Raw genomic sequence first — 23490 nt, 5'->3', positions numbered from 1 at the left:
GTATGCGTCTACGCGGCCAGCATGGTGGGCTTTGCGGTGCTTTGCAGGCCGATGAAGACAATCTTGAGGTCATCGATCTGCTCAAGAGAGAACAGGTCGTCCGGGCCGCCGGGCGCACGGTCATGGAAGGGGCTGCCGACTTCGTACAGATCCCCGACGTCGAGCACACCACGCTTGGTGACCACATCGACGATGAGCATGATGAAGTCCAGCTGCGCGGCGCTCAACTGCATTCCTGCGATGAAGCCCTCGAAGGCCCGCTGGGCGGCCTGCCGGTCCAGTCCGCACAGAGTGCGGACGAACAGACCAAGACCTCCCGTGGCCCGGACCTCGTCAAGATCCTCGGGCGAGGCCACCGCCTCGGCAAGGAAGATCTCCTCCAGACCGGCCAGTTCGTCTTCGGTGATCTGCTCGTTGTGACGCAGCTTGTAGACGGTCGGTTGGTCCTCGTGACGCAGCAGATATGCGCGGGCCTTCTGGCGGAACCTGTGCTCGTCCGCGCCTGTCGGCATGTCCTTGATATCCGCCTCGGAGATCTCGCCGAACTCGTCCTCGAAATCGGTGTAGACGATCTTCCGCCTGGCCTTGGCGTCCACCAGTTTCGCCAGCCCTCGCAGCCTTCTGCGCAGGTCTTCCAGCATCGGCAGAGTGGCGTCCTGCCACCACTCTTCGCCCGCTACCGCCTCCAGCAGCTCCAACTGTTCGGCGACGGCCGGAATATTGGTCTTCCCGAGCAGCAGCCTCGCTCAGGGTTGCATCCCAAGGCTCTCGTTCTCCTTGATCGATGCGACCAGAGCGGACAGGCCAGCCCGGGTTGCGACGAGTATCACGTCCGGGTCGTCGCTCTCACGCAACCGGAGCGTGCCGTCGGGTGCGGTGGCAACGTTGACACAGTTCGCTCCCTCATTGCTGTACGAGGACTTCTGCCAGTTGTAAGCGTGCATGGTTCCGGCGTCTCACAGACTCTTGGCGATCTTGTGGATGAAATCACGGCTCTTGGCCTCACTGAGCGCACACCGCTCCATGCGGTCCAGGACCGCCCGGTAGCGAGCAAGCTGCGCCTCCGCATAGAGAAGGTCGCACCCATGATCGGAATCCAACAAGACCGTGTCCAGTTGTGGCACGGGGCCGCTTGCATACGTGATCGGCTGACCGGACACGGGGAAGTCGGCCCGTTCGAACGGGATGGCCAGGATCGTCACATTCTCCTGCTCTCCCACATGGACCAAGTGCTCCAACTGTCCGCGCACAACGTCCGGACCACCCACCCCCATACGAAGCGCTGCCTCGTGGATGACTGCTGTGTACGGCAGGGACGATGTCTCATAGAGGACGCCTTGCCGCCTCACACGGAAAGCAGATCTGTGCTCAACCTCGTACGGCTGGAGCACCGGAACGTTCTGGGTGTAGGACGCTCGCGCCTGCTGAGCTGTTTGCAGAAGACCAGGCATGGAGACAAGCACGGCAACCCTCAGGGCCGTCGCCTCCGCCTCAAGCTCTGCAACCTCCACAAGGGCCACAGGCAGCAGTTCTCGGTACTCATCCCACCAGTTACGTCCTCGCCGCCCCGTCATGTTGCCCAGCGCCTCGATCAGCGCAGCGTCTCCACATGCGTAGCTGTGCGCCATGGCTCGCACACGATCCGCGCTCACGCCGTAGCGCCCAGCTTCGATCATGCTCATCCTGGCTTGCTGAATGCCAATGCGTGCGGCCGCCTCCGTCGAACTCAACCCAGCCTGCTCGCGCAACTTTCTCAGTTCCGCACCAAGGCGCCGCTGGCGCAGCGTCGGCGGCGTGGAAGCAGCCACCACATCCCCTCTCCACCCACGGTCGCCCTTGTCCCCCACATCAGTGAACATGCAAGGTATTCCTAAGTTTTCGCGATAGATCTATCGCGATTCCGATAGCGTTCTATCACGCATCAACTCCTCTCGGTGACAGGAGACTTCGCATGACCACCGTATCCCCGCAGCCCCCCAACCCCGCCCCTCCCGACAGCTTCGCCGACGAGATCCGCGCCCTCGTAGAAGCCACCGCGCCCCGCCTCTTCGCCGTGGTCGAGCAGTTCCGTACCTCCGACGGCGATCACGATGCCCGCGTCGCCGCGTGGGGACTCGCGCACGACGACGGGAGCGCCCAGGTCACCGCCGTGGACGGCGGGTTCCGGATGTCGCTGCGCACTCCTGACCGTGCTGCCCACATGATCTCCATGCGCCCCGGAAGCGTCGGCTGCCTAGTATGGCCCGGCTCGGCAACTGCCCCTCTCACTCCAGAGGGTTGAACCCGGTCAACTCAGAGCGACGTCGCGCTTGCCCCTGTGCTCCGGCACCTGGCAGCATCGGAAGCAGCAAACAAAACATCGCGCATATGGCTGCGCAGACCCTGTGGCCGTCCCTTCGGGGGCGGCCACAGACGTGTTTCAGGGGAGGTTCGGTGCATCTCTGCTACATCGACGAGGCCGGTAACGGGCAGACGCTCGATCCGGCCAAGCCGGATGCGCCGCCCGTACTCGTCATCGGCGCATTCACTGTTCCCCGCTCCCAAGTCAAGGAGCTGACCTGGGACTTCCTCAACGTCAAGAAGCACTACCGGCCCCAGTTACAACACGTCATGCATCTGTCCGAGCTGATCCAGCACGAGATCAAGGGGTCCGACGTCCGCAAGAACCTGCGGGCCGGCAACCGCAACTGGCGCCGGGCCGCGATGGAACTCGTGTCGCCCCTGCTCGACATACTGGAACGCCACGACGCACGGCTCCTCGCCCGCGTCTGGGTCAAGGAGGAGGGACTCGCCTTCAGCGAGTCCGGTGTCTACCCGACCTCCGTGGGTTCGTTGACCGAGACGTTCCAGGCTCAGCTGGCCCACGAACATTCACGCGGGATGATGGTCCTCGACAGCCGTACCAAGGTGAAGAACGCGCCCAACGTGCACTGCGTGACCACCCGCAAATACCGCACGGGTGGGGACGGTCTCCGGGGGATCATCGAGTCCCCCGTCTTCGGTCACAGCGATACGCACACCCTGTTGCAGGTCGCGGACCTGGTGGTGTCGTCCTTGCTGTTCCCGATCGCCTGCCATGCCTATCTCAACGACCTCACGTGGAACGTGCACTGCGACGGCGCCTACGCGCCGCTGCGGGAGGAGTTCGGTGAGCGTCTGAAGAAGCTCCAGTTCCGCTACCAGGATCCGAGCAGGAAGTGGCGCGGCGGCATCGTGGTCTCGGACCGGCGCACCGCACAGTCGTCCAGCCTCATGTTCGGTGCCGCGAAGTCTGACGCGACGGGCTCGATGCCACCCGCAATGATTCCGGGACAGCAAGCGAGCGGCAAGGCTCTGCCGATCGTCCAGTAGCGAGCACGGCGGGGGGTCGGCAGCCCGCTGGCTGCCGACCCCTCATGCAGGCATTACCGACGCTCAGGGCTTGCCGATGTCGACGGCCCACACCCCCGTCCCGATGTACGCCTCGGGGGTTGCTGTCAGCAACAGGCTCTCCGGCTCACCCGACGCCGCCGCATACACCGCGTGCGCATGCTGCCAGTCGACACCCGCCGACACAGCCTGTTCAACGGCGGCTGCCGCGGCGAAGTCCAGTGGCAGGAATTCCACCGCAGGCAGGGCTCCCATGTGCGCGGTGGCGCCAGGCAGTTCAAGACTCGCCGCCAGCAGGCAGAGCGCGGGGACGTGCGCACGCTGGCCGGGCTCGTCCGCCCCGATCACCGCGACCCCGGAAAGCATCCGATGCCCTCGGCAGAGCGCGAGCACCGCCGTATGGTCGAGAACGATCACCGACGCTCACCGAGCCGCCGGGCCACGAGATCCGCCCGCCATTCCTTCGCGGCTCGCAGATCCTCGTCCGAGAGGTCCACTCCGAAATTCGCGCGAACATATGCGACAGCACGCGCTGTCCGCTCAGCCTGCTCCGACTCCGTAGGCGTGGCCGCGACCACACGCTCGACGTACGCACGCGTGCTCATGCCGCGCTCTTCCGCCAGGGTACGGAGGCGATCCCTTATGCCTTCGTCGATCTTGATCGTGGTGTCAGCCATGAAGCAAGGATACAAACGAATACCGATGGGGTGGCTGCTCTGTGGGAACAGCCACCCCATCGTGTGACGCGAAGCCGCTACGCGGCCAGCTTCGCCAGTGCCGCGTCGATGCGGGCCAGGGTCTTCTCGCGGCCCAGGATCTCCAGGGACTCGAAGAGCGGCAGGCCGATCGTGCGGCCGGTGACCGCTACGCGGACCGGGGCCTGGGCCTTGCCGAGCTTGAGGCCGTGCTCCTCGCCCGCGGTGAGGATGGCGTTCTTCAGGGCGTCCGCGTGCCACTCGGCGTCGACCAGCTTGGCGCGGGCGGTGGCGAGCAGGGCGTCGGAGCCCTCCTTCATCGCCTTGGCCCAGGACGCCTCGTCGGTCGCCGGCTCGTCGAGGAAGAGGAAGTCGACGTTGGCGGTGATGTCCGAGAGGACCGTGACCCGGGTCTGGGCGTGCGGGGCGATCGCCGCGAACTGGTCCGCGTCGAAGGCCTCCGGGGCCCACGGGGCGAACGGGGCCTTCAGCCAGGGGCCGCAGGCCTCGGTGAACGTCTTCACGTCGAGCATGCGCAGGTGCTCGGCGTTGATGTGCTCGCACTTCTTCAGGTCGAAGCGCGCCGGGTTGGCGTTGACGTCCTTGATGTCGAACGCGGCCACCATCTCCTCGACGGAGAAGATGTCGCGGTCCTCGGCGATGGACCAGCCGAGCAGGGAGAGGTAGTTGAGCAGTCCCTCGGGCAGGAAGCCGCGCTCGCGGTAGAGGTTGAGCGAGGCCTGCGGGTCGCGCTTGGAGAGCTTCTTGTTGCCCTCGCCCATGACGTACGGGAGGTGACCGAAGGCGGGGGTGCCCTTGGCGATGCCCAGCTCGATGAGCGCCTTGTAGAGGGCGAGCTGGCGCGGGGTGGAGGAGAGCAGGTCCTCGCCGCGCAGGACGTGGGTGATCTCCATCAGCGCGTCGTCGACCGGGTTGACCAGCGTGTAGAGCGGGGCGCCGTTGGCGCGGACGATGCCGTAGTCCGGCACGTTCTCCGGCTGGAAGGTCAGCTCGCCGCGGACCAGGTCGGTGAAGGTGAGCGCCTCGTCGGGCATCCGGAAGCGGACGATGGAGGTGCGGCCCTCGGCCCGGTACGCGGCGATCTGCTCGGCCGTGAGGTCGCGGCAGTGGCCGTCGTAGCCGGACGGCTTGCCGGCGGCGCGGGCGGCTTCGCGGCGGTCGTCGAGCTCCTCGGTGGTGCAGTAGCAGTGGTACGCGTACCCGCCGGTCAGGAGCTTCTCGGCGACATCCTTGTAGATGTCCATGCGCTGCGACTGCCGGTACGGGGCGTGCGGCCCGCCGACCTCGGGACCTTCGTCCCAGTCGAAGCCGAGCCAGCGCATCGAGTCCAGGAGCTGGTTGTAGGAGTCCTCGGAGTCGCGGGCGGCGTCGGTGTCCTCGATGCGGAAGACCAGGGTGCCGCCGTGGTGCCGGGCGAAGGCCCAGTTGAAGAGGGCGGTGCGGACCAGGCCCACGTGGGGGTTGCCGGTCGGGGAGGGACAGAAACGTACACGGACTGGTGCGTTAACCACGCTTGATCACCTTGTTGGTGAGAGTGCCGATGCCTTCGATGGTGACGGCGACCTCGTCGCCGACATGGAGGGGTCCGACCCCTGCGGGAGTGCCGGTGAGGATCACATCGCCCGGGAGCAGCGTCATGGCTTCCGTGATGTGGACGACCAGATCCTCGATCGAGCGGATCATCTCGCTCGTACGGCCCAATTGGCGTTGCTCGCCGTTGACCGTGGCCTGAATGGTCAGGTCGCTGGGGTCGAGGTCGGTCTCCACCCAGGGCCCGAGCGGGCAGGACGTGTCGAAGCCCTTGGCCCGGGCCCACTGCTTCTCGCGCTTCTGGGCATCGCGGGCGGTGACGTCGTTGGCGCAGGTGTAGCCGAAGATGACGTCCTTCACGCGCTCACGCGGCACTTCACGGCACATGCGGCCGATGACCACGGCCAGTTCGGCCTCGTGGTGGAGCTCATTGGAGAAGGAGGGGTACTCGATGGCGTCGCCGGAGCCGATCACCGAGGTGGTGGGCTTGAAGAAGGCGACGGGGACATCCGGCACCTCGTTGCCCAGTTCCGCGGCGTGCTCCGCGTAGTTGCGGCCGATCGCCACGACCTTGTTGGGGAGCACGGGCGGCAGGAGGCGGACCTTGCTCAGCGGGACCTTCGTGCCGGAGAGCTCGAACTCGGCGTACGGAATGCCCTTGATGATGTCGAGGACGAGACCATCGGGCCCGTCGCCCTCGACGGCGCCGAAGGCGACATTGCCGTCGATGGAGAACCTGGCGATGCGCACGGGATGCTGTCGCCCCTCACTTGCTTGCTGGCTGAAGACTGACGCTCCAGGCTAACGCGGGTGAGGGGGGACGACGTGCGCATTGCTCCGCGGTTGCCTACTCCGCGGCTGCGACGGTTGCCGGGGCTTCCATGAGGATGGTGCGGCGGGGGTTGGCCGTCTGGGTGGGCAGATCGAGCGCGTGCTCCGGCAGCTCCGGCGTCCGCAGCTCCTCGGCGTCCTTGAGGTGCGCCAGCGTGGTGCGCCGGGGGTTGGCAATGTTGCGGAACATCATCGTCGTCTTCATCTGCCGTTCGGACCCTGTCGGTACGGGCGCCGCCCGGAGGGGCGCCGGTTGTCGGATTTGCCATCCCTGTAAAGCGTCAGGCTAAACATCGAATTCCCTTCGGAAGCCTGGATGAGACGGCGATCAACGTGTGAGTTTTCTCACGACTGCGTCGACAATTACCTCATTTCGGGCGGCCGATCCCCCCGGAAGAAACGGACATTGCAGCACTGAATCAGCCATTCCGCTCCTGATTATGTCGACTGGGACACCCTTCACCCTTCGTCGATTCACCCGTAATGATCCACTTTGACCGCGAACATGCTCCACGGCTTGTTATGCAGCCATCACAACGCGTCATCCAGGTCACGGCCGGGTACGGGGCCCTTGTTGGAGATCCGGCACTGTGCTGGAATTCCACGCACCGCCGCGGGTTTTCAGGCCGGCGCGCAGGGGGCGCAACGCAGCGCCGAGTGGCGGCGGGAAGGGGAAGAGCGCCGGTCACTCACGACCACCATGGGGCGGATACAACGCCCCACGACGCCGACACCGTCCCATCCGCCTCGTGCGGAGGGACGCCTGGTCCAGAGGTTGCGACGCTAGTGCAGGGACGTTTCAAGAGGGATGGCAGCGCTGCGGCGGAACAGGAGCCGCAGGGCGGGACCGACCGCGGATCCTCGCCCCAGCACGCCCAGAACCCCGGACCGGCCTCGGCCGGCGAAAGCAGCGACCGTGACCGGGGTCCCGGTGCCACGGCGGCCGCCGGCACCGACCCGATCTCGTCGCTCAAGCCCCGGGGCTCCGTCAACACGGGCTCGCGAGTGGCTCTGCGCAACTGGCGCATCAGCACGCGTCTGGTCTCCCTGCTCGCCCTTCCCGTGGTCGCCGCGACCACGCTGGGCGGGCTGCGGATCAACGACTCGATGAACGACATGCAGCAGCTGGACCACATGCAGCTGCTGACCAAGATGACCAAGCAGGCGACCACGCTCGCCCAGGCGCTCCAGGAGGAGCGCGACCGCTCGGCCGGTCCACTGTCCAACGGGGTCAAGGCCGACGACTTCAAGGTCACCGAGCCCCGCAAGAAGACCGACCGGGCGAAGACGGCCTTCCTGGATGCGACGAACTCGATCGGCGACCCCTCCGGCGACGAGGCCCTTGAGGGCATCAATTCGAGCGTCCAGCAGATCGCCAGCCAGCTGACCAGTATCCGCGAGATCCGCAAGACGGCGTACGCCAAGGACACCCCGAGCCTCCAGACCGTCGACCAGTACAGCCAGCTGATCACCTCACTGCTGAGCCTCTCGCAGGACATGGCGCAGGCGACCAGCAACTCGGAGATGATCAAGCGGACCCGGGCACTGGCGGCCTTCTCCTCCGCCAAGGAGTACGCCTCGGTCCAGCGGGCGATCATCGCCGCGGCCCTGCCGGGCGGCAACGACAAGCAGCCGCACCTCGATGAGAACGACCAGCAGTTCGGCCGCGCCGCGCTGCGCAAGGAGACTTCGGCACGCCGTTCCTTCGCCGCCGTCTACGCGGCCACCGGCAACAACGCCGACGAGCTGACCGCCACGCTGGACGACGGCAACCCGGAGATCAAGGCCGCCGACACCTACGCGAAGAAGGTGCTGGACAGCCCCTCGGGGATGACCGGCATCCCGAAGCGCTCCTACCTGGACTGGTACGACCAGAGCTCCACCAAGATCCAGGCGATGAAGACCATCGAGGAGACCCTCCTCAGCGACATGGAGGGCAAGGCCCGCGAGCTCCGCGACCAGTCGAAGAGCGAAGCGATCATCAGCGGTGCGCTCATCCTGCTGGTGCTCGGTGTCTCGCTGGTCGGTGCCTTCGTCGTCGCCCGGTCGATGATCCGCTCGCTGCGGCGGCTGCAGGACACCGCTACGCGCGTCGCACAGGACCGGCTGCCCGAGCTCGTCAAGCAGCTCTCCGATGCCGACCCGCAGGACGTCGACACCTCGGTCGAGTCGGTCGGTGTGCACTCCCGGGACGAGATCGGCCAGGTGGCCGCGGCCTTCGACGACGTGCACCGCGAGGCGGTCCGCCTCGCCGCCGAGCAGGCCCTTCTGCGGGGCAACGTCAACGCGATGTTCACCAACCTCTCGCGCCGCAGCCAGGGCCTCATCCAGCGTCAGCTCTCGCTCATCTCCGAACTGGAGTCGCGCGAGGCCGACCCGGACCAGCTGTCCTCGCTCTTCAAGCTCGACCACCTCGCGACCCGCATGCGCCGTAACGGCGAGAACCTCCTCGTCCTCGCGGGCGAGGAGCCGGGCCGCCGGTGGACCCGCCCCGTCCCGCTGGTCGACGTGCTCCGGGCCGCAGCCTCCGAGGTGGAGCAGTACGAGCGCATCGAACTGGCCGCGGTGCCCGCCACCGAGGTCGCCGGCCGCGTCGTCAACGACCTCGTGCACCTGCTCGCCGAGCTGCTGGAGAACGCCACGTCGTTCTCCTCGCCGCAGACGAAGGTGCGGGTCACCGGTCACGCGCTGCCCGACGGGCGGGTGCTGGTCGAGATCCACGACACGGGTATCGGCCTCTCCCCCGAGGACCTCGCGGCGATCAACGAGCGGCTCGCCTCGCCGCCCACCGTCGACGTCTCGGTCTCCCGCCGCATGGGTCTGTTCGTGGTCGGCCGGCTGTCCCTGCGTCACGGCATCCGGATCCAGCTGCGGCCCTCCGACTCCGGTGGTACGACCGCGCTGGTCATGCTGCCCGTCGATGTGGCGCACGGCGGCAAGCAGCCGGCCCCCAAGCAGGGGCCGGGACAGCAGTCCGCCCCCGGCGGCATGCTCGGCGGTGCCGGCGGTCCGGGGCAGGGCAACGGTTCCCGTCCCGGCGTCGGCGGCGCTCCGGCGGCCCCGGCCGGCCGGCTCGCCTCGGGTCCGGGCGCCGCGCGTGGTCAGGTCGGTGCGGGCTCCGGTCCGCGCGCCGCGCTGCCCTCGCGGGACGGCGGACCCCGCCGGCCGCAGAACCAGCAGGGTCAGCCGGGTCAGCAGAACGCCGGCTTCCAGTCCACCGGACCGGCCGACTCCGGTCCGTCGGACGACGCGCGCCAGGAGCCGCAGCGTCAGGGCGGCGGCCTCGCCGGTGCTTTCGGCAACGGCGCCCGGCTCGGTGCGCGCGGCCAGGGCGACGGAACGGGCCGTACGGACTCCGGACGGGCCGACCTGTTCGGCCAGAACCGCCAGAACCAGAACCGCCAGAACCACAACGACCAGAGCTACCACGACCAGGACCGCAACGACCAGCAGGGACAGGCCGACGGCCCGGCCCCGTGGGGGGCGCCGCAGCCGCAGCAGGCCCGGCAGAACCCGGCCGGCCAGAGCGGCTTCCCGCGGTCCGGCGGTCCGGTCGAAGCCGGACGTCAGCTGCCGCCGGTCGGCGGTCCGCGTGCCGAGCTGCCCGGTGGCTATCCCCAGCCGCAGCGCTCGCAGACCACCAGCTGGGGCACCGACGAGCCGTCCGCGCCGCGGCGCACCCCGCTGGACGCCCCGCGCGGCCACGAGGAGCCCGAGTCCACCGGCCAGTTCCAGCGGCCGATGAGCCCGCCGCTCGCCCCGCGGCCGGCCATGGACGACCGGCAGGGCCCCGGCTCCACCGCCGAGTTCGCCCGCCCGGACTTCTCCGGTCCGGCCCCGCAGGCTCCGTCGCCGCTGGACCCGGCGAGCACCTCGCAGTTCGCCCGCCCCGACTTCGGCCGGCCGCAGCCCGCGCAGGACCAGGACCTGCCGGCACCGCGTCAGCGCGACCGGGACAACGGGGACTTCGGTGCTCCGCGTCCGCCCGTCGCGCCCCACGGTGACGGGCAGTACCGTCCGGCACTGCCGCCGCAGCCGCAGCCCGAGGCGCTGCCGCCGGCCGGGCCCGGGGACGGTCGTACGCCGCTGTACGACACCCTGGAGACGAACTGGTTCCACGGCCCGCAGCAGGGCGGTCAGCAGCCGCCCGCCGAGCCGCAGCCGCCCACGTCCGCCCCGCAGCAGCCCGGCCAGGAGCTTCCCGCTCCTGCGCCGCACCGCACCGGAGCCGACGGCGGCGGCACCACATCTTCCTGGCGCCCCTCGCCGAACGACGAACTCGTACGGCAGGCGGAGCGGGTCAAGAAGCCCGCGGCGGGCGGAGTCACCACTTCCGGACTGCCTCGCCGGGTACCTCGCGCCAATCTGGTTCCGGGCACCGCCCAACAGCAGAACCATCAGTCCGGTCCTCAGGTGTCGCGTGCGCCCGATGATGTGCGCGGGCGGTTGACCAATCTCCGCCGGGGCATCCAGCAGGGACGGCAGGCCAACAACGGCCAGTCGACCGGCAGTTTTCCACTCGGCCCCACTCACCAGCAGGAGCGTTAGTTGAGCCCGATGAGTCAGGCCGCGCAGAATCTGAACTGGTTGATCACGAACTTCGTGGACAACACCCCCGGGGTGTCGCACACGGTGGTGGTCTCCGCCGACGGACTCCTGCTGGCCATGTCCGAAGGTTTCCCCCGTGACCGCGCCGACCAGCTGGCGGCCGTCGCCTCCGGTCTGACCTCGCTGACCGCGGGCGCCTCGCGGATCTTCGAAGGCGGCGCCGTCAGTCAGACCGTGGTGGAGATGGAACGCGGGTTCCTCTTCCTGATGTCCATCTCCGACGGCTCCTCGCTGGCCGTTCTCGCCCACCCGGACGCCGACATCGGTCTGGTCGGGTACGAGATGGCCCTCCTGGTCGACCGGGCGGGCACCGTCCTCACCCCGGACCTCCGTGCCGAGCTCCAAGGCAGCCTGCTCCACTAGGCGGCCGCGGATCGATGACAGATTCGATTGCCCCAGGTAATGCCCTCATCCCTCACCCGTCAGGCCGCTTAGAGCCCCCACCGGCCCCTTCAGACGGCAAGCCGACACTCTGCTGTCACGCCCGGAGGATTCATGACCCCGCCACCCGCCTCACCCGATCCGTACGGCGCACTGCACCACGCGTCGTACGACGGTGAAGGCGACCAGCCGCTGGTCCGTCCGTATGCCATGACCGGCGGCCGGACCCGGCCCCGCTACCAGCTCGCGATAGAGGCGCTGGTCTCCACCACGGCCGACCCCGCGCATCTGGGGACGCTGCTCCCCGAGCACCAGCGGATCTGCCACCTCTGCCGTGAGGTCAAGTCGGTGGCCGAGGTCTCGGCGCTGCTGTCGATGCCGCTCGGTGTGGCCCGGATTCTTGTCGCGGACCTGGCGGAAGCCGGCATGGTGGCCATCCACCAGCCGGGCAATGGAGAGGCCGGCGGCGCGCCGGATGTAACACTGCTCGAAAGGGTGCTCAGTGGACTTCGCAAGCTCTAGTGGCGGTGCTGCCCGAGCCACCACCTCGGCGAAGATCGTGGTGGCGGGGGGCTTCGGCGTGGGTAAGACCACGTTCGTCGGTGCCGTCTCGGAGATCAACCCGTTGCGCACCGAAGCCGTGATGACGTCCGCGTCCGCGGGCATCGACGACTTGACGCACACCGGTGGCAAGACGACGACGACCGTCGCGATGGACTTCGGCCGCATCACCCTGGACCAGGACCTGATCCTGTACCTCTTCGGTACGCCCGGACAGGACCGCTTCTGGTTCATGTGGGACGACCTGGTCCGCGGCGCCATCGGCGCCGTCGTCCTCGTCGACACCCGCCGCCTCGCCGACTGCTTCCCCGCCGTCGACTACTTCGAGAACAGCGGACTCCCCTTCGTCATCGCCCTCAACGGCTTCGACGGGCACCAGCCCTACACCCCCGACGAAGTCCGCGAAGCCCTCCAGATCGGGCCGGACACCCCGATCATCACGACGGACGCGCGACACCGCGCAGACGCCAAGAGCGGTCTGATCACGCTCGTGGAGCACGCGCTGATGGCGCGGCTGAAGTAGCCACAAGTCTGTATTGACATACGGCAGTTACCGTAACTAAACGGGGGCGGGCTGTGTCCTTTGACACGATCCGCCCCCGCGTTCATAACGTTTCGACAGAGAATTGTCCTGCGTTCAACACCCGATGCGTTCAATCGGTATCGCTGCGCTCACATGAGCCCCGCCTTTTGGCGGGGCTCGTTCTTTATGCCCGTTTTATCTGAGGCTTGGACCACTCGGAATGGCTGGTTCCGACTGTTTGGAACGCGACCGGTCCCCGTGCTGGAATTCGACGAACTCCCGAGTAGTACGGCCCTGAACGAAACACGGCACAACGTAGGTGCCGACGCCGAGAGGTTGTTGGTCGAGTGAGGCGAAGCAACGAGGGCTCCGTGGCGGAGCCGGAGCGGGGCGTTTTCACCCCGCCGCCGCGCGCCGCGGCGTCGCCCGCCGATATGTCCCGAGCTGCGAAGTCCGGGGGCAGCTCGAGCCGGCTTTCCCCGCGCAACTGGCGGGTGCCCACTCGGCTGAACGCGATCCTCCTGATCCCGGTGCTGGTCGGCCTGGTCATGGGCGGCTTCCAGGTGAAGGGCTCGATCGACACCTGGCGGGAGGCGCAGGAGGCCGAGAAGACCGCACTGATCGTGCGCGCGGCCTCCGCGTACGGCCAGGCACTCCTCAATGAGCGTGACCTCTCCGCTCAGCCCCTGCTGTCGAACAAGCGGGACGCCACCGTCATCGGCGAGGTCCGGGCGACCACCGACGCCGCCGCGGCCAAGTTCGACACGGCCGTGAAGGACATGCCCAAGAAGCAGGGCCTGGAGCGGCGCCTGCAGCTGTTCCGGCTGGAGGAGCCCAAACTCCCCGAGCTGCGCAAGGCCGCCTTTGCCGAGGGGATGGACCCGGTGAAGACGGAAGAGGGTTATGTCCAGGTGCAGCACTCCTTGATGGAGTTCTGCAACGAGCTGGGTCTGGGCACCGGCAACATCACCAGTTATGGCCGTACGGTCTACGCGATCGAGCTCGCCAAGGCTGCAGAATCGCTTCAGCGCTCCATCGGTATGCACCTGCTGGTGCGTCCGAGCCAGGAGAGAGCCACGTTCGACGCCCAGGTCAAGGCCTTCGGCTCGTACAACTACCTGGAAAAGATCGCCCTCCAGGAGTTCGTCTCCGGCGGCACGGAGGCCGACGCGGCCCGGCTGAAGCAGGTCATGACCGCGCAGTCGGCCGACGGCGCGAAGAAGCTGAAGAAGGCGAAGGAGCAGGCCGACGCCGCGGGGATCCCGTTCGTCGCGCCGCCCAGTGTCGACGGCTCGGTCTTCGACGGCATGGCCCAGCAGATCGGGGAGGGGAAGTCCCCCCAGAAGCTGGCCGCCAAGGGCATCACACCCGAGACCTGGATGGCCGCCGCCACCGCCAAGTTCGACGGTTACACCACGGTCGAGGACGAGCTCGTCGACAAGGCCGTGACCGAGGCCGCGGACATCTCGTCCAGCGCCAGGAACGACGCCTTCATCAACGCGGCCGTCGTGATCGTCGCCCTGCTGGCCGCCTTCGTCCTGGCCGGGCTGATGGCGCGGCAGATGAGCCGCTCGATGCGCCATCTGCGCACCGCCGCCTTCGGCATCGCCGAGCAGCGGCTGCCGATGCTGGTCGACCAGCTCTCCAGGACCGATCCGGGCCGGATCGACACCCGCGTCCAGCCGATCCCGATCGACAGCCGCGACGAGATCGGCGAGGTCGCCCGCGCCTTCGACCAGGTGCACCGCGAGGCGGTCCGGCTGGCGGCCGAGCAGGCCATGCTGCGGGGCAACGTCAACGCGATCTTCACCAATCTGTCGCGTCGCAACCAGTCGCTGATCGAGGGCCAGCTGACCCTCATCACCGACCTGGAGAACAACGAGGCCGACCCGGATCAGCTGGAGAGTCTCTTCCGGCTGGACCACCTGGCCACCCGGATGCGGCGCAACGGCGAGAACCTTCTCGTGCTGGCCGGCGAGGAGCCCGGCCGCCGCTGGAACCAGCCGGTTCCGCTGGTCGACGTGTTGCGCGCCGCCGCCTCCGAGGTGGAGTCGTACGAGCGCGTCGAGCTCTCCGGGGTGCCGGAGACCGAGATCCACGGCCAGTCCGTCACCGACCTCGTGCATCTGCTGGCCGAGCTGCTGGAGAACGCCACCACGTTCTCCTCGCCGCAGACCAAGGTGCGGGTCACGGCGACCAGGCTGCCCGACAGCCGCGTGATGATCGAGATCCACGACAAGGGCATCGGTCTCACCGCCGAGGACTTCGCCGACATCAACCACAAGCTCGCCAACCCGCCGACCGTGGACGCCGCGGTGTCTCAGCGGATGGGCCTCTTCGTGGTCGGCCGGCTCGCCGACCGGCACGGCATCCGGGTCCAGCTGCGCCCCTCGGGCGAGCAGGCCGGGACCACCTCGCTGGTCATGCTGCCGGACGCCATCACCCACGGTGGCGGCGGCGAACCGGACGCCGCACAGGACGACTTCACCGTCTCCTCGATCATTCCGCAGCAGCAGGGCTTCGAGCAGCCCGCGCCCCCGCAGATGCGCACGGCGGCGGAGCTCGGCTTCGACGACTCGCGTTACGAGCAGCCGTCGGCGGGCGCCCCGCAGCTGGACCCGGTGGGCCGTTCGCTGATGCGTGAGGAGCGTCGGGCCGCGCTGGAGGCGCAGGCGACGGGTGAGCACCCCCAGTTCGCGCAGGATCCGTACGCCGGGAACGGATATGCCCAGGAGCCGCAGCAGTACGAGCAGGCTCCGTACGAGGGTGGTTACGCCCCCTACGGCGGTGACGCAGGCTTCGCCGAGCAGCCCGGCCACACCCGGCAGGGCGGCTATGCGGAGGCGGCATATACGACCGGCGAGACCGCGCAGCCGTCGCCCGAGGAACCGTTCGCCCCTCAGCCCCACCAGGACGAATGGGCGAATCAGGGCGCGTATCAGGATGCGTACGTGCCGCCTGCGCGGGTCCAAGCGGAATCTGCCCCGAGCGCCCCCGCCGAGCCTCAGGAACGCGTAGGCTTCGACCGTCCGGGGCCCACCCCGAACTCCGGCCACGAACTGACCGAAGCCGGTCTGCCGCGCCGGGGCGGTCAGCAGCACTGGCAGCCCACCGGCCGCGGGAACAACCGGCCCGCAACCGCACAGCAGGAACTGCCGCAGCAGCAGGAACTGCCGCAGCAGCAGCCGTCCGCACCGCAGGACGAGAACGCCTCCGACGACTGGCGCTCGACGAACGACGAGCGCTGGGAGCGGGCCGAGAGGCTCCGGGAGCCGAAGGCGGGCGGGGTCACCCCGTCCGGGCTTCCCCGGCGGGTACCCAAGGCCAATCTGGTCGAGGGTACGGCGGAGCAGACCCTGCAGGGCGGCCCTCAGGTCTCCCGCGCCCCCGAGGACGTCCGCGGCAGGTTGAGCAACCTGCGGCGGGGCGTGCTGCGGGGACGTAACGCGGGTTCGGACGCAAGTAATACCTACAACCAGGAGCGTTAGTGTGAGCCCGATGAGCCAGGCGGCGCAGAATCTGAACTGGTTGATCACCAACTTCGTGGACAACACCCCCGGGGTGTCGCACACGGTGGTGGTCTCCGCCGACGGACTCCTGCTGGCCATGTCCGAAGGATTTCCGCGCGACCGCGCCGACCAGCTGGCGGCCGTCGCCTCCGGTCTGACCTCGCTGACCGCGGGCGCCTCGCGGATCTTCGAAGGCGGCGCGGTGAATCAGACGGTTGTGGAGATGGAGCGCGGATTCCTCTTCATCATGTCCATTTCCGACGGATCTTCACTGGCCGTTCTCGCCCATCCGGACGCCGATATCGGTCTTGTCGGGTACGAAATGGCCCTTCTTGTCGACCGCGCGGGCGGCGTCCTCACCCCGGACCTCCGCGCCGAACTTCAGGGAAGTCTTCTTAACTAGCAGACAGACAGTGCGTTTCGCGCCACCGCACCATAAAGTGCGGTGGCGCGGACCCACTGGGATCGGGACCGGCAGGCGTAGGAGGAATCGTGGCAACACCCCCAGGCGGACACCGGTACGACGGTGGCCAGAACGTACCGGGTGAGCACGGGGACAACCGGTTCAACTTCCCCTCCACACCCAGCAGGCAGGGCGCCCAGCAGCCGTATCAGCCCTACCAGCAGCCGCAGCAGCCGCAGCAGCAGCCGTACGGCGCCCGGCAGGGCTCCGGGTGGCACCCGCAGCGGCCGCACCGTTTCGACTCGCCCCAGTCGCCCCGCATCCAGCCCGTGCAGCCGCGGCAGGCCCCCGAGCCGGCCGCGCCGGCCGCACACAATCCGCTGGTCCGTCCGTACGCCATGACCGGCGGCCGGACCCGACCGCGCTACCAACTCGCCATTGAGGCGTTGGTCAGTACCACGGCCGATCCGTCCCGGCTGCAAGGGCAGTTGCCCGAGCACCAGCGGATCTGCCGGCTGTGCTTCGAGATCAAGTCGGTCGCCGAGATTTCGGCACTGCTCTCGATCCCGCTCGGCGTTGCCCGGATCCTCGTAGCCGACCTGGCTGAGGCCGGACTCGTCGCTATCCATCAGCCCGGCGGCGACGAGTCCGCCGGCGGCCAGCCAGATGTGACACTGCTCGAAAGGGTGCTCAGTGGACTTCGCAAGCTCTAGCGGCGGAGCGGCCCGCTCCACTACCTCCGCGAAGATCGTGGTGGCAGGGGGCTTCGGCGTGGGTAAGACCACGTTCGTCGGTGCCGTTTCGGAGATCAATCCGCTGCGCACCGAAGCCGTGATGACGTCCGCGTCCGCGGGCATCGACGATCTGACGCACACCGGGGACAAGACCACCACGACGGTGGCGATGGACTTCGGCCGCATCACCCTGGACCAGGACCTGATCCTGTACCTCTTCGGTACGCCCGGACAGGACCGCTTCTGGTTCATGTGGGACGACCTGGTCCGCGGCGCCATCGGCGCCGTCGTCCTCGTCGACACCCGCCGCCTCGCCGACTGCTTCCCCGCCGTCGACTACTTCGAGAACAGCGGACTCCCCTTCGTCATCGCCCTCAACGGCTTCGACGGGCACCAGCCCTACACCCCCGACGAAGTCCGCGAAGCCCTCCAGATCGGGCCGGACACGCCGATTCTCACGACGGACGCGCGGCACCGCGCAGACGCCAAGAGTGCGCTGATCACGCTCGTGGAGCACGCGCTGATGGCGCGGTTGCGTTAGCGGTCCTGCGGGGGCCCGGCAGACATGCGGAAGGCCCCGCACTCCTTCGGGAGTGCGGGGCCTTTCGGTGTGGCGCTTCGTCCTGGGGCCGAAGAGGACTCAGCCCTGCCAGGAGTGCGGGGCGCGGAAGCCCGGGGTGCGTTCCAGGCGGCGCCAGCCGGCGGTGTTGCGGCCGCGGTGGGCGGGGGGCGCGGCGGGCTGGGCGGCTGCGCGGGCGAGCAGGACCGCGGTTATGGCGGCCAGCTCCTCGGGGTCGGCAAGACCCTTCTCGACACGCAGCACGGACTCGGTGGCAGTGCTCATGGGCGGTTTCTCCGTCTTCTCGGCAGGTCTTCGCGGGTCCGGCAGGGTTGCTGCGGGGGCCGCGGACTACTGCGGGGGGTTGCCGTGCTTGCGGGACGGCAGGTCGGCGTGCTTGGTGCGGAGCATGGCGAGCGAGGCGATCAGCACCTCGCGGGTCTCGGCGGGGTCGATGACGTCGTCGACCAGGCCTCGCTCGGCGGCGTAGTACGGGTGCATCAGTTCGGCCTTGTACTCCTTGACCATGCGGGTCCGCATGGCTTCCGGGTCCTCGGCGTCGGCGATCTGCCGGCGGAAGATGACGTTGGCGGCGCCTTCGGCGCCCATCACCGCGATCTCGTTCGTCGGCCAGGCATACGTCAGATCCGCACCGATGGACTGGCTGTCCATCACGATGTACGCACCGCCGTAGGCCTTGCGCAGGATCAGCGAGATCCTCGGCACCGTGGCGTTGCAGTACGCGTAGAGCAGCTTCGCACCGTGCCGAATGATTCCACCGTGCTCCTGATCGACCCCGGGCAGAAAGCCGGGTACGTCCAAAAGAGTGACGATGGGGATGTTGAATGCATCACACATCTGGACGAACCGGGCCGCCTTCTCCGACGCCTCGATGTCCAGGACACCGGCGAGGGACTGCGGCTGGTTGGCGACGATGCCGACGACCTGGCCGTCCAGACGGGCCAGGGCGCAGATGATGTTGCGGGCCCAGCGCTCGTGGATCTCCAGGTAGTCGCCGTCGTCGACGAGCTCCTCGATGACCTTGTGCATGTCGTACGGGCGGTTGCCGTCGGCCGGCACCAGGTCCAGCAGGACGTCGCCGCGCCGGTCGGCCGGGTCGTCGCTCGCCACGGCGGGCGGGTTCTCCCGGTTGTTGGACGGCAGCATCCCGATCAGGTAGCGGACCTCGGCGATGCAGGTCTCCTCGTCGTCGTACGCGAAGTGCGCGACGCCCGAGGTCTCGGCGTGCACATCGGCGCCGCCGAGGCCGTTCTGGGTGATCTCCTCGCCGGTGACCGCCTTCACGACGTCCGGTCCGGTGATGAACATCTGGGAGGTGTCGCGGACCATGAACACGAAGTCGGTGAGCGCCGGGGAGTAGGCCGCGCCGCCCGCGCACGGGCCGAGCATCACGCTGATCTGCGGGATGACGCCGGAGGCCCGGGTGTTGCGCTGGAAGATGCCGCCGTATCCGGCGAGCGCGCTGACGCCCTCCTGGATACGGGCGCCCGCGCCGTCGTTCAGCGACACCAGCGGGGCGCCGGCCGAGATGGCCATGTCCATGATCTTGTGGATCTTGGTGGCGTGGGCCTCGCCCAGGGCGCCGCCGAAGATCCGGAAGTCGTGCGCGTAGACGAAGACGGTACGGCCGTCGACCGCGCCCCAGCCGGTGATGACACCGTCGGTGTACGGCTTCTTCTCCTCCAGGCCGAAGCCGGTCGCCCGGTGTCGGCGCAGCTGCTCGACCTCCTTGAACGAGCCCGGGTCGACCAGCAGCTCGATGCGCTCACGCGCCGTCAGCTTGCCCTTGGCGTGCTGCGCCTCGGTCGCCCGGTCACTCGGTCCGCGCCGGGCCTGCTCGCGCAGTGCCAGCAGTTCGGCCACACGGCCACGGGTGTCGCTCGGCTCGCCCGGGGTTTCGTCCACAACGGTCATGTACCGACCCTACGAAGCCCGGCAAGAAAATCCCGCCGTCGACTCCGCACAGTCTACTGACCCGTTTCCTGGCGGAGCCTGACAGAAGTCCGGACTCATGCAGGCGATGTACCAGCCCCCGTACCTCCGTCTTTGTAAGGGTCCGACAAGGACTCACTGTGGTCTGCTGCACACCCTTGTCAGCCTCGGGGTGTCCGCCGGTTGGGCGTTCTGCACCTTCTGGATCGCCTCCAGACGCTCCCGCACCGGGTCGCCGGGGTGAGCCATGGTCAGCAGCACGGCCTCGTAGAAGGCATCCCGCACGGCGGCCGGCATGACGTCGGAGGCGTCCAGGCAGAGCGGCACCCGATGGTCGGTGAGCCGGGCGCTGATCTGCTTCTCGACCTCCCCGTTCTTGGCGTGCACGGCGGAGTTCGGCGAGAATACCCCGGCCTTGCGGCCCCACTCCTCCTGGGCCTCGCGGGAGGTGAGCCGCCGGAGCAGATCGCGGGCCTGGCCGGACCGGCCGAACAGGGCGGCGAAGTCGGCGGACACCTCACGGCCCTTCATCGAGGGGCCGCCGGGCAGCAGCGGCGCGGAGTCCGTGAAGGCGGCGCCCTCCTTACGGTCCCCGTAGAACGAACGGGCGAACGAGCCCTGGTGTTCCAGATCACAGCCGCCGCCGAAGAGCAGTCCGTGCCCGCCGGGGCTGCCCCGGTGGTCGAAGAGCAGTGCGCGCTCGGCGGCCGCCGGGTCCTGGGCCAGCAGCCCGGCCCACCTGGTCCAGGCGTTGATCACCGGAGCGTCCACCCAGGCGATGGCCCCGGTCGCCCAGCGCTCGTACAGCACCGGCCCCGCGCTCTGCAGGATCAGGTCCTCGATCCAGTCGCTGCCCGGCCAGCCGGAGGCCCCGTCGTCGCCCATGCCGACGCACCAGGAGGTCAGCGGCGCGGGGTAGGAGGGCGGGGGCCGGTCCTTGCGGTACCAGACGATGCTCTTGAGGTCGGCCTTGAGCGGCACCCACAGATCGTCGGCGATGCCCTGTGCCTCGGGCTGCCAGGGCTTGCCGTACTCCGTCGGCTCGTACAGGCCGCGCAGGGACCGCAGCCGGTTCTCGGCGGCGTACTCGACGAGTTCTCCGACGCCCGGCAGGATCGCGATGTCGGGCGGATTGCCCGCCTGCACCTCGGCGAGCAGGACTTCCCGGGTGGCGGCGGTGCCCTGGTAGGTGTAGGGGATGCCGAACCCGTTCAGGACGTCCTTGAACTGCTTCTCCTGGTTGTCGGTCCAGGGGCCGAGGATCGTGACCTCGGGCTGTTCGTCGCTGCCGCCCGGGGCGGCGAGCCCGCAGCCCGCCGCGGCCAGGAGCAGGGCCACCACGAGCAGGACGGCGCGGGCGCGCGGGATCATCCGGCCCTCCAGTAGTCGGCGTTGAGGCGTCGGCCGATACCGACGGCGGGCAGCAGGACGATCAGCGCACCGCCGCCCAGCGCCCCGTAGTAGGTCCAGCTCTGCCAGCCCTGGGCGGCGAGATCGGCGCGTACGCTCGCCGACTCGTCGGTGACGTACTGCTGGGACTTGGCCAGGTCACCGTCGGCGTGGGCCCGTCGCTCGAGCCTGACGAGCCCGGCGTGGGCGCTGTCCAGCCGCTGCTGGGTGTTCGTGGTCGCCCACAGCGGGAACACCGCCAGCACGACCGTGACCATCAGCGTGGTCAGCAGCCAGGGATCGAAGCTGCGCCCGCAGCGACGGCGCAGCACCCGGAGCGCGGACAGGGTGGTCAATGCCGTGGCCAGCAGGGCGAGTTCGGCGATCGCCCAGCCGGTCCGGCGAAGGGTGCCCAGGGAGCTGACGCTGTCGATCCGTTGCATCTGGTGTTCCTGGAGGACGTCGAGGCGGGGCACCACACCGGTGCCCTCGCGGCTGAGGATCGTCTCGGCCTCCGCGAACTTCTCCAGCTGCATCGGCTCGTCCGACACGTACTTCACCGCGCCCGGGGTGATGGAGCCGCTGTACGAGGTCAGCAGGCCGTTGACGGTTTCGAGCACCCCGCGGCCGCGGTCCCCGTCCAGCTGAACGTCGTTGAGCCGGGATAGGCCCTGGGCGGCGGCGGAGAGCTGGTTCTCGTACCGCGCGCCGGCCCCGACCACGCCGTCGATGTCGTGGCGGACGGAGAACTGGGCCTCCTGATGGGCGCGCAGCAGGGCGAGTTGGGTGGCGGCCACTCCCTGCACGGCGGGCGCGCCCCGGGTGCGCATCTCGCCCGCCGAGATCTGCACTTCGCGGTACGAGACGAGCAGGACGCTCATCGAGAGCAGGGCGAGCGCCAGCAACACGGTCAGATGCCGCTCCAGGAGCCGCCGGGTCCGTGACCCGCCGGACCGGCGGGTGCGCAGCGCGCCGATCCACCGGGTCGGCCCGGACATCACAGCCGCCTCCCGCAGGCGATGCAGAACAGGGCGGCGGGACCGGCCGGGTGATCGCACTCCGGACAGCGGGCCGTCGACCCGGCGGGGCTCTCGGACGGTTCCACCAGGTGTGCGGAGGCGATGCTCAGCCGCCCCCGGCGGACGGTGCCCCGGTCGACGGTCGGCCCGATCCTGACCCGCCCCTGCCGCTCGTCGACGATCTCGGCGACGTTGCGGACCTCGGCCCGTACCCAGGAGGCGCCGATCTCCGCAGCCAGCCGGACCGCGCGTCCGAACTGTTCCTCGGCCTCCGCACGCCGCTCCAGGTCGAGGGCGTCGTACGCACGCCTGAGGGCGGCCCGGATCTCGGTCGAGGCGTTCATGGCGTGGACGCTGCGGTCCGCGCCGCCCGCATGGCCGGCCGTGGCCTCGGCGGTTCCCGACGGCAGCCAGCGGACGACGACCGGTTCGGTGAGGTCGCCGACGGTGACCGTGGCGAGCTGGAGCGGCACCCCGAGCGGGTCGTTGCTCGCGTCCACCCGGAGGGTGAGGAGGTAGTCGCGGGTCTCCGGCTTCCACTGATGGGTGAGGAATTCCAGCCGGCGCGGATCGTCCCCGTCGCCGGCCGGTTCGAGCCGCTGCTGGCGGGGAGCGGTCTCGGTGAGCGTCACCTGGCGGACCGCCGGTCGTACCGTGACCGTGAGGGGAAGCGCGGGGCTGCGGATCCGGCGCAGTCGGACGACGGCCGCGGCGACGGCGGGGGCGAACGCATCGGGTCCGTACGCGGCGTCGCCGTGCAGCCGTTCGGCGACCGCGAGCAGCGGAGCCGGCTCCCAGGACTCCCCCAGCGCGATCACGTCCGCGGTGAACTCCCCTTCGCAGGCGGTGAGTTCGGTCCGCAATGCGCTGTCCTCGCGGTAGGCGTCGTCCTCGTCGCCGCGGCCGCTCCCGTCGGTGATCAGCACCAGATGCCGTACCGGGAGCTCGCATGCGGCGAACAGTTCGCGCGCCCCGGCCAGCCAGCGGGCGTATCCGGGCGGACGCCGCCCGGCGGCGGCCGCGGCGATCCGGCCGACGCTGAACGCGGCGTGGCGTCGGTCGTCCGGATCCGCGATCGCCAGGCGGCCCCGCAGCGGGTAGCACCGGGAGGCTTCGCCGCCCAGCACCGTGTAGGAGATTCCGTCCGGCAGCGCGCCCACGACGTCGGCCAGCGCGTCGACGGCCTCGGCGCGGCGCGAGGCGGCGACGTCCACCGCGATGACCAGGGCGAGTTCGACGGCCGGAATCGCGTCCCGGGGCCCGACGGCGACCGCCTCGACTCGCACATGGGCTTCGATCCGGACGTCGTCGCCCGGCGGATGCTTCTCGGGGACCTCGACGAGCAGACCGGGTTCGAGGCCGGGCGAGGGAGCGGTGCGGCCCATTGAACTGCCTCCAGTGATAC

General features: G+C 69.0%; 23 protein-coding genes. 10 read left to right on the top strand and 13 right to left on the bottom strand.

Going from position 1 to position 23490, the window contains the following annotated elements:
• Positions 1 to 8: 8 nt before the first annotated feature.
• Genes ACZ7L9_RS18575 through ACZ7L9_RS18565 form a run of 3 tightly spaced genes read right to left on the bottom strand, consistent with a single transcriptional unit; the run spans position 9 to position 1859 of the window.
• The gene (locus tag ACZ7L9_RS18575) at positions 9 to 698 is read right to left on the bottom strand and encodes a type I restriction-modification enzyme R subunit C-terminal domain-containing protein (protein ID WP_471416219.1); all 690 of its coding nucleotides are present in this window, start codon (positions 696 to 698) and stop codon (positions 9 to 11) included.
• Positions 699 to 746: 48 nt separating this feature from the next.
• The gene (locus ACZ7L9_RS18570) at positions 747 to 944 is read right to left on the bottom strand and encodes a DUF397 domain-containing protein (protein WP_471416218.1); all 198 of its coding nucleotides are present in this window, start codon (positions 942 to 944) and stop codon (positions 747 to 749) included.
• 12 nt (positions 945 to 956) lie between these two features.
• Complete coding sequence (locus tag ACZ7L9_RS18565) at positions 957 to 1859, bottom strand: helix-turn-helix domain-containing protein (protein ID WP_471416217.1); 903 nt, start codon at positions 1857 to 1859, stop codon at positions 957 to 959.
• 92 nt (positions 1860 to 1951) lie between these two features.
• Between ACZ7L9_RS18565 and ACZ7L9_RS18560 the strand changes: the two genes are divergently transcribed.
• Both ACZ7L9_RS18560 and ACZ7L9_RS18555 read left to right on the top strand, forming a co-directional pair.
• Positions 1952 to 2281: a hypothetical protein gene (locus ACZ7L9_RS18560; RefSeq protein ID WP_471416216.1), complete on the top strand. Its 330-nt coding sequence runs from the start codon at positions 1952 to 1954 to the stop codon at positions 2279 to 2281.
• 152 nt (positions 2282 to 2433) lie between these two features.
• Positions 2434 to 3351, top strand: a complete 918-nt coding sequence (locus tag ACZ7L9_RS18555; RefSeq protein ID WP_471416215.1) for a DUF3800 domain-containing protein — start codon at positions 2434 to 2436, stop codon at positions 3349 to 3351.
• A gap of 63 nt (positions 3352 to 3414) precedes the next feature.
• Here the strand turns inward: ACZ7L9_RS18555 and ACZ7L9_RS18550 are convergent, their stop codons facing one another.
• The 5 genes from ACZ7L9_RS18550 to ACZ7L9_RS18530 form a co-directional block, all read right to left on the bottom strand.
• Positions 3415 to 3786, bottom strand: coding sequence for a PIN domain-containing protein (locus tag ACZ7L9_RS18550; RefSeq protein ID WP_471416214.1), 372 nt, complete (start codon positions 3784 to 3786; stop codon positions 3415 to 3417).
• Entirely contained in the window at positions 3783 to 4046 is a 264-nt protein-coding gene (locus tag ACZ7L9_RS18545) for a hypothetical protein (RefSeq protein WP_471416213.1), read from the bottom strand. The genes ACZ7L9_RS18550 and ACZ7L9_RS18545 overlap by 4 nt, the downstream gene beginning before the upstream one ends.
• A gap of 77 nt (positions 4047 to 4123) precedes the next feature.
• The gene (gltX, locus tag ACZ7L9_RS18540) at positions 4124 to 5596 is read right to left on the bottom strand and encodes a glutamate--tRNA ligase (RefSeq protein WP_471416212.1); all 1473 of its coding nucleotides are present in this window, start codon (positions 5594 to 5596) and stop codon (positions 4124 to 4126) included.
• Positions 5589 to 6365, bottom strand: a complete 777-nt coding sequence (locus ACZ7L9_RS18535; RefSeq protein WP_471416211.1) for a fumarylacetoacetate hydrolase family protein — start codon at positions 6363 to 6365, stop codon at positions 5589 to 5591. Before ACZ7L9_RS18535 ends, gltX begins: the two co-directional genes overlap by 8 nt.
• Before the next feature lie 97 nt (positions 6366 to 6462).
• Positions 6463 to 6651: a hypothetical protein gene (locus ACZ7L9_RS18530; RefSeq protein ID WP_384458540.1), complete on the bottom strand. Its 189-nt coding sequence runs from the start codon at positions 6649 to 6651 to the stop codon at positions 6463 to 6465.
• A gap of 581 nt (positions 6652 to 7232) precedes the next feature.
• On the opposite strand from ACZ7L9_RS18530, the gene ACZ7L9_RS18525 reads away from it, so the two are divergent.
• The 8 genes from ACZ7L9_RS18525 to ACZ7L9_RS18490 all read left to right on the top strand — a co-directional run bounded on the left by ACZ7L9_RS18525 (position 7233) and on the right by ACZ7L9_RS18490 (position 17706).
• Positions 7233 to 10994: a sensor histidine kinase gene (locus tag ACZ7L9_RS18525; RefSeq protein WP_471416210.1), complete on the top strand. Its 3762-nt coding sequence runs from the start codon at positions 7233 to 7235 to the stop codon at positions 10992 to 10994.
• Positions 10995 to 11417, top strand: coding sequence for a roadblock/LC7 domain-containing protein (locus tag ACZ7L9_RS18520; RefSeq protein ID WP_003966009.1), 423 nt, complete (start codon positions 10995 to 10997; stop codon positions 11415 to 11417). It begins immediately after the preceding gene.
• A 132-nt stretch (positions 11418 to 11549) separates the two neighbouring features.
• A complete protein-coding gene (locus tag ACZ7L9_RS18515) occupies positions 11550 to 11957 on the top strand; it encodes a DUF742 domain-containing protein (RefSeq protein WP_003966010.1) in 408 nt (135 codons plus the stop codon).
• The gene (locus tag ACZ7L9_RS18510) at positions 11938 to 12519 is read left to right on the top strand and encodes a GTP-binding protein (RefSeq protein ID WP_072487286.1); all 582 of its coding nucleotides are present in this window, start codon (positions 11938 to 11940) and stop codon (positions 12517 to 12519) included. The genes ACZ7L9_RS18515 and ACZ7L9_RS18510 overlap by 20 nt, the downstream gene beginning before the upstream one ends.
• A gap of 347 nt (positions 12520 to 12866) precedes the next feature.
• Entirely contained in the window at positions 12867 to 16007 is a 3141-nt protein-coding gene (locus ACZ7L9_RS18505; protein WP_471416209.1) for a nitrate- and nitrite sensing domain-containing protein, read from the top strand.
• Between the two features lie 10 nt (positions 16008 to 16017).
• Positions 16018 to 16431, top strand: a complete 414-nt coding sequence (locus ACZ7L9_RS18500) for a roadblock/LC7 domain-containing protein (RefSeq protein WP_073771622.1) — start codon at positions 16018 to 16020, stop codon at positions 16429 to 16431.
• An 89-nt stretch (positions 16432 to 16520) separates the two neighbouring features.
• Complete coding sequence (locus ACZ7L9_RS18495; RefSeq protein WP_471416208.1) at positions 16521 to 17144, top strand: DUF742 domain-containing protein; 624 nt, start codon at positions 16521 to 16523, stop codon at positions 17142 to 17144.
• Positions 17125 to 17706 carry a GTP-binding protein gene (locus ACZ7L9_RS18490; protein ID WP_014048542.1) on the top strand — a complete coding sequence of 194 codons (582 nt, stop codon included), beginning with the start codon at positions 17125 to 17127 and terminating at the stop codon, positions 17704 to 17706. The genes ACZ7L9_RS18495 and ACZ7L9_RS18490 overlap by 20 nt, the downstream gene beginning before the upstream one ends.
• Positions 17707 to 17805: 99 nt before the next feature.
• On the opposite strand, the gene ACZ7L9_RS18485 is transcribed toward ACZ7L9_RS18490, so the two are convergent.
• The 5 genes from ACZ7L9_RS18485 to ACZ7L9_RS18465 form a co-directional block, all read right to left on the bottom strand.
• Positions 17806 to 18009, bottom strand: coding sequence for an acyl-CoA carboxylase subunit epsilon (locus tag ACZ7L9_RS18485; protein WP_471416207.1), 204 nt, complete (start codon positions 18007 to 18009; stop codon positions 17806 to 17808).
• A 66-nt stretch (positions 18010 to 18075) separates the two neighbouring features.
• Positions 18076 to 19659 carry an acyl-CoA carboxylase subunit beta gene (locus ACZ7L9_RS18480; RefSeq protein ID WP_471416206.1) on the bottom strand — a complete coding sequence of 528 codons (1584 nt, stop codon included), beginning with the start codon at positions 19657 to 19659 and terminating at the stop codon, positions 18076 to 18078.
• Positions 19660 to 19812: 153 nt separating this feature from the next.
• Positions 19813 to 21048: a carbohydrate ABC transporter substrate-binding protein gene (locus ACZ7L9_RS18475; protein ID WP_471416205.1), complete on the bottom strand. Its 1236-nt coding sequence runs from the start codon at positions 21046 to 21048 to the stop codon at positions 19813 to 19815.
• Complete coding sequence (locus tag ACZ7L9_RS18470; protein ID WP_471416204.1) at positions 21045 to 22064, bottom strand: hypothetical protein; 1020 nt, start codon at positions 22062 to 22064, stop codon at positions 21045 to 21047. Before ACZ7L9_RS18470 ends, ACZ7L9_RS18475 begins: the two co-directional genes overlap by 4 nt.
• Positions 22064 to 23470 (bottom strand): hypothetical protein, encoded by a 1407-nt coding sequence (locus ACZ7L9_RS18465; RefSeq protein ID WP_471416203.1) that lies wholly within the window; start codon positions 23468 to 23470, stop codon positions 22064 to 22066. Before ACZ7L9_RS18465 ends, ACZ7L9_RS18470 begins: the two co-directional genes overlap by 1 nt.
• Positions 23471 to 23490: the final 20 nt, after the last annotated feature.

Source organism: Streptomyces sp. NPDC111516 (assembly GCF_055635345.1).
This window is presented reverse-complemented; position numbering and strand designations above follow the sequence as displayed.